The 5,828-nt window shown below is 33.6% G+C and carries 7 protein-coding genes; all 7 read left to right on the top strand.

The window, feature by feature from the left end; genetic code table 11:
• On the top strand, positions 1-1,585 hold a 1,585-nt coding region (locus FT986_RS05055), incomplete at its 5' end, for an RHS repeat domain-containing protein (RefSeq protein ID WP_305054931.1).
• Entirely contained in the window at positions 1,575-2,075 is a 501-nt protein-coding gene (locus FT986_RS05050; protein WP_147864139.1) for a hypothetical protein, read from the top strand. The genes FT986_RS05055 and FT986_RS05050, both read left to right, overlap by 11 nt.
• Positions 2,076-2,248: 173 nt before the next feature.
• Positions 2,249-2,644 (top strand): hypothetical protein, encoded by a 396-nt coding sequence (locus FT986_RS05045; RefSeq protein WP_147864138.1) that lies wholly within the window; start codon positions 2,249-2,251, stop codon positions 2,642-2,644.
• Between the two features lie 71 nt (positions 2,645-2,715).
• Entirely contained in the window at positions 2,716-3,540 is an 825-nt protein-coding gene (locus tag FT986_RS05040) for an RHS repeat domain-containing protein (RefSeq protein ID WP_147864137.1), read from the top strand.
• A gap of 54 nt (positions 3,541-3,594) precedes the next feature.
• The gene (locus tag FT986_RS05035) at positions 3,595-4,455 is read left to right on the top strand and encodes an RHS repeat-associated core domain-containing protein (RefSeq protein WP_147864136.1); all 861 of its coding nucleotides are present in this window, start codon (positions 3,595-3,597) and stop codon (positions 4,453-4,455) included.
• Positions 4,456-4,462: 7 nt separating this feature from the next.
• Positions 4,463-4,777, top strand: coding sequence for a hypothetical protein (locus FT986_RS05030; protein WP_147864135.1), 315 nt, complete (start codon positions 4,463-4,465; stop codon positions 4,775-4,777).
• Positions 4,778-5,222: 445 nt separating this feature from the next.
• Positions 5,223-5,828, top strand: a 606-nt coding sequence (locus FT986_RS15870) for an RHS repeat-associated core domain-containing protein (protein WP_305054930.1), incomplete at its 3' end; no start/stop codon positions are given.

Here is a 5,828-nt window from a genome sequence, read left to right as displayed (position 1 = left end):
TTATGATGAGTTAGGAAATATCTTGCAAATACAGCATATTGCCCAAAATGGGAACTGGACAAGAAACTATTTTTACCCGAACGATAGTAATCAATTGCTAGGTCATACTAGCGGACAAACCGATTATACCTACGATGAAGCTGGAAATATGCTAACGATGCCACATTTAAATGAAATGGGTTGGGATGAAGATGACATGCTCGTAGAAGCCGATTTAGGTGGGGGAGGAACCGCCTATTACCGTTACGATAGTAGCGGCAACCGAGTACGTAAAGTAATTGTAAACGGAGGTGTTAAAAAAGAAAGGTTGTATGTAGGAGAATGGGAATTGTGGCAACAGAGTACAAATGGAACAATAGAGACCGAAAGGGAAACCTTATCCATTGCTGATAACCAAAAGAGTTTTCTACAATTAGAAACTTTAACTATTGAGAATGGCAATACCGTGGCAGCCCCTACCATCAATTGGCGTTACCAATATGATAATCATTTAGGTTCTGCTTGTTTGGAGTTGGAGGATTCTGCCAATATTATTTCCTATGAAGAATATTATCCATTTGGTGCGTCAAGCTATCGTTCTGGTAAAAATGAAAGCGAAGTAAAATTAAAACGTTATCGTTATTGTGGAAAAGAAAGAGACGAGGAAACAGGATTGTATTATTATGGAGCTAGATATTATGCGGCTTGGATAGGAAGGTTTATAAGTATAGACCCATTAGCGGAAAAATTTCCGCAATTGACACCTTATAATTATGCGGGTAATAAGCCGATAACCTATAAAGATCTCCATGGGCTTCAAAGTAGTGGAGGGGATATTGAGGTAAAAACAGATAATGGTGAAATAAATAATAATGCATTTCCCGATACTACGGGAGTACAACAATTAAATGAAGTAGTAATTATAACTGACTCAAGGGGAACGGATTTGACAAATTCGGGATATACACAGGAAGATTATAGAGTAAGGAGTAAAGTTCTGAATGACGAAGGACCTGTCGCAACTGCATTAAGAAGTGCAGAAGCAAAAGGTATATTTAGACCCTTGTATGATCCTAGTGGTCATTTCGATGGTTTTGCAGAAAACTTTGCAGCAGGTCATAAAAATTTTGATCCAGATGGTCTTGCAAACTTTTGGATGAATGCAGCTGCTTTCGGTATTGGTATACCATTATTAGCTGGGGTAGGAGGATCTTATGGGGGTTTTCAACTTTCAAAAAGTGCTGTCAAACCTTTGTTTAAAATGGGAGTGGATGCAACTATTCAGTATACCGTATCTGGAGATGTAGATTTGATTGATGTTGCTGCTAGCGGAGTAAATGGAAACTATAGTTTATATTCTAATCTTGGCGCTGCTGGTTTAGATTATTCTATAACAAGTGGTTATAGAGATGTTTTTGGTAATGGAGGCCAACCTCAAAAAAGTCTATGGGAAGCTAATTTAGATTTTGGAACTAGTTTTATACCATCTTTAAGTGGAAAAATGGCTTCTCCTGGAAATACTTTAGGACCAAATGGAGTGGATATTTTAGGTTCAGTTTTTAGTAATTTTATGGGAACTAAGATTAAAGAAGAATATGAAAATTAATTTGAGAAAGATTATTATTGGCATTTCAGGACTATTGTGTTTTACAATCATATTCCTTTTTATTTCTAGATGGGATACTAAACATAAGACTATTGAAATATATAGAAATGGTAAATATACTAAGGCTGTTTATAAAAAAAATATAACCCCTGCAAAAGGTGCAGTTACAGCTATTTGTTCTTTTATAGTCAACAATAAAGAGTATTTAAGTAAACCATCTTTAGCATCATTTCCTAATTCATCACCTACAATAGGTGAAAATTATTATATAATTTATAATTCGATGAATCCAGATGAATCAATATGTTTTCTAAATTTAGAAGTACCAGATTCTTTAAATAACTTAAGTGGGGAATTAAATAAAATACCTATAGAGAATTATCAAAAAAAGGTAGATTCTTTAATAATGGCTACGTTTCTTGGAGGAGTGAATAAATATTTTCCTCCTTATTACAGCAGAGAGGAAATAGAAAGGGTATTAAGAAAATAGAAATATAAAAAACTGTTGTAGACGTTGATACTGTTTATAATGTTTTGTGTTTTTAAATTTGGAGACTTTGTTTTATTATAAAAGATCTAAAAAGTTTGGTGTTGAAATGTACAACCATATAATAACTTCATTAGGGGTACATTTATGAATTCAAAAATTCAAGAAACAACAAAATGAAACATAGAAATAAAATAATTGGAATTTTTATAGTTGTTATTTTGACAATTTTTTTCTTGCTTAAAGATAAGAAGAAAAATATGGATTTTAAAACCTCTGGTCGCTATACGGTAGGTTATGTTAAAAAAATATTTGGAATGAAAGGGGGCATAGCGTGTGAATATGAAATATTAGTTAATGGGAGGTTATATAATCAATCAAATTACCTGAGAGGTTCTAATCCAAAAAAAGAAAAATATTTTGTCGTATTTAATCCCAAAAATCCTGCGGATAATCTTATTTTTTTAGAGATTCCTGTTCCTGACAGTTTAATAAATGAAATCCCAAAGAATGGATGGGAGAGGATACCAATAGAATATGAGCAAAAACTTTATGAGCAGGAATTTGAATAATTTTTTTTTAAAAGTAACAAATCAATTTAAATATTGTTTAGCTTAATTTTGTCCCTCTTTATTTCAACCAAATGATAAAGCCTCTTTGTAAATATACCTATGATGCTTTATACCGGCTAAAACAAGCCACGGGCAGAGAATTAAATGGTTTAGTACAATCTAATGATAGTGATTGCCCTATACAAAACCCGGTACCCGATACCGAAACCAATGCCTGTAGAAATTATACCTTAAATTACGATTATGATGAGTTAGGAAATATCCTGAAAATACAGCATATCGCGCAAGACGGGAACTGGACACGTAATTATTTTTACCCGAGCAATAGCAATAAATTAATAGGCCACACTAGTGGACAAACTGATTATACCTATGATGAAACTGGAAATATGCTGAGTATGCCGCACTTGGACAGCCTAAATTGGAATGAGGACAATATGCTTCTTGAAGCCGATTTAGGTGGAAGTGGCACAGCCTATTACCGTTATGATAGTAGCGGCAACCGGATAAGAAAAGTAATTGTAAACGGAAGTATTAAAAAAGAAAGGTTGTACGTTGGTGAATGGGAACTTTGGCAACAAAGTAGTTCTGGAACTGTACAAATAGAACGGGAAACTTTATCCATAAGCGATGACGAAAAAACGTTTTTACAATTAGAAACCTTAACGGTTGATAATGGGAACACTGTAACAACTCTCAATACCAACTGGCGTTACCAGTACGATGATCACTTGGGAAGTGCTAGTTTAGAGCTGGATGATAGTGCCGCAGTTATTTCTTATGAAGAATATTACCCATTTGGGGCAACTTCTTACCGCTCAGGGAAGAGCCAGAGCGAAGTAAAACTTAAAAGATATAGATACTGTGGTAAAGAACGAGATGCGGCCGAATGTTAAGAAAACAGCTGGGGGCTGTTTTTAATGTAGGAGCGAGACTGCCGCGTTGGGAGATTGTATTATTATGGGGCTAGATTTTATGCGGCTTGGATTGGAAAATTTATTTCTATAGATCCATTAGCAGAAAAGTTCCCGCAATTAACTCCTTATAATTATGCAGGGAATAAGCCCATAACCTATAAAGATTTACATGGTTTGCAAAGTAGTGGAGGGGATGTTGAGGTGAAAACCACTCCTAAACAAGAAGGTGAAAAATCTACAGAAACTGTAAGCTATATAAATGCGTTAGATGGAATTGAACAAGAAATCAGCAAAACGGTTTATTATCATTCCGGCTTTTTAGGTAAAGAAGATAATTATTCTGAAAAAGAATATAGGGAATTATTTAGACCTTTAATTAGAAGCATTGGACAAGGACAGGAAGATATGTGCATTTTGACCGATCTTGAAATAGCAGATGAAATGTATACAAAACTTTCTGATTGGGCAGAAGAAGCTTATAATTACTACGGAGGTCAAATTCCTCTAGCAAGAGGAAATGTAGATGCTATGGGTTATGATTCTCCTTTCTTTTTAATTGGAGGTTCGAGAAAGTTATTTAATTTAGCAACAGGAACAAGTTCAAAATCTACTAAAGGATTACTGATGTACCGAGCTGTAGATGTTACTGAGGAAACTATAATTAGGAATACAGGTAAATTCTCGCTACAAGAAGGCGGTTTAGAAGTAAAGTATTTTGCGAAATCTATTGATGATGCTAATTGGTACGGAAAAGCGTTGTATCCAAATGGTTATAAAGTAATAAAAGCAGAATTGCCAAATTCTATTAATTCAAGCCAATACTGGTATCCAAATATAGATATTGGAGCATATGTATTACCAAAAGAAATAATTCCTTATGTTACACCTAAATAGATAATCTATGTTTGATAAGAATAGAGAATACCATTATATTGCAGAAATGACTTTATCTAAAATAGAGTCAATTAAAAATTTATCACAGCCAAAAGATGATATAGTTGATTGGTTTTTTTTAAAAATAAATCAGTATCAATTTAGCTTTATATATAAAATTATAAATCCCGATAAATCTTATTATGAAAAACCGTTCAGCGCAAAATTATCTTTTAATGTGGAAAATAAATTTCTTAAGGAAGAATTAAAAAAAAATATGTTTTATACGATTTTAAGAGGTAATGAAAAAATAGGGGAAATACAAATAATTGAAAAAATTTAAATGCTTAAAATGATCTAGTGAGGAAGTATTAAAAAAAGAACGCTTATATATAAATGATTTTGAGCTATGGCAGCAAAGCACGAATGGAACAATAGAAATTGAAAGAGAAACTTTATCCATAAGGGATGATGAAAAAACTTTTCTACAGTTAGAAACGCTAACCATCGATAGTGGAAGCACAGTTTCAAGCCCATCTATCAACTGGCGTTACCAATATGATAACCACTTGGGAAGTGCTTGTTTGGAGCTGGATGACTCTGCTAATATTATTTCTTATGAAGAATATTATCCATTTGGAACATCAAGTTATCGCTCTGGTAAAAGCGAAAGCGAAGTCAAATTAAAGCGTTACCGGTATTGTGGGAAGGAACGTGATGCGGCCGAATGTTAAGAAAACAGCTGGGGGCTGTTTTTAATGTAGGAGCGAGACTGCCGCGTTGGGAGATTGTATTATTATGGAGCACGATATTATGCCGCTTGGATTGGAAGGTTTATTTCTATTGATCCTTTAGCGGAGAAATTCCCACAATTAACACCTTATAATTATGCGGGTAATAAACCGGTGACAGCTAAGGATTTGGAGGGCTTACAGAGTACAAAAGAAGATCAAGTTAACACTACAGACACAGACGAATCAACATATGAAAACAATAAAAGAATAAATGATTCTGATCGAAGGAACACAAAAGATTATGGTTCTTTTAAAGAAATTGACTTAGATTATGCAGAAAGAAAACTTAACAGTCTTGTAGATAAAGCCAGAGATAATGATTATGATTTTGCTGCAGATAATCTAGAACATTTTTTAGGTAATACTGGAGAAGAGCGAATTATACATAAAAATGAAGTTTTAGCTGATATCAATATGAGAAATTTAATCAGAGAAAATTTGAGAAAAATATGGGTTAATAAGATAACTCCTGACTCAGAAAATTTAGAAATTGGGGAAAGTAAAAGTTTTGATAATTATTATGTAGACTCTACAAATGCGTTATTATTTTCCGACAATTACTATGCTTCAGGAGGGTCTACTATTAAAACCACAGCCAAG

Origin of the sequence: Mesonia sp. K4-1 (genome assembly GCF_008017825.1) — a bacterium.
Lineage (GTDB): Bacteria > Bacteroidota > Bacteroidia > Flavobacteriales > Flavobacteriaceae > Mesonia.
This window is presented reverse-complemented; position numbering and strand designations above follow the sequence as displayed.

What these genes read in the sequence shown, in the direction of transcription:
- FT986_RS05050 (WP_147864139.1), top strand. Translation starts at nt 1,575, where the DNA reads ATGAAAATTAATTTGAGAAAGATTATTATTGGCATTTCAGGACTATTG.
- FT986_RS05030 (WP_147864135.1), top strand. Translation starts at nt 4,463, where the DNA reads ATGTTTGATAAGAATAGAGAATACCATTATATTGCAGAAATGACTTTA.
- FT986_RS05040 (WP_147864137.1), top strand. Translation starts at nt 2,716, where the DNA reads ATGATAAAGCCTCTTTGTAAATATACCTATGATGCTTTATACCGGCTA.
- FT986_RS05045 (WP_147864138.1), top strand. Translation starts at nt 2,249, where the DNA reads ATGAAACATAGAAATAAAATAATTGGAATTTTTATAGTTGTTATTTTG.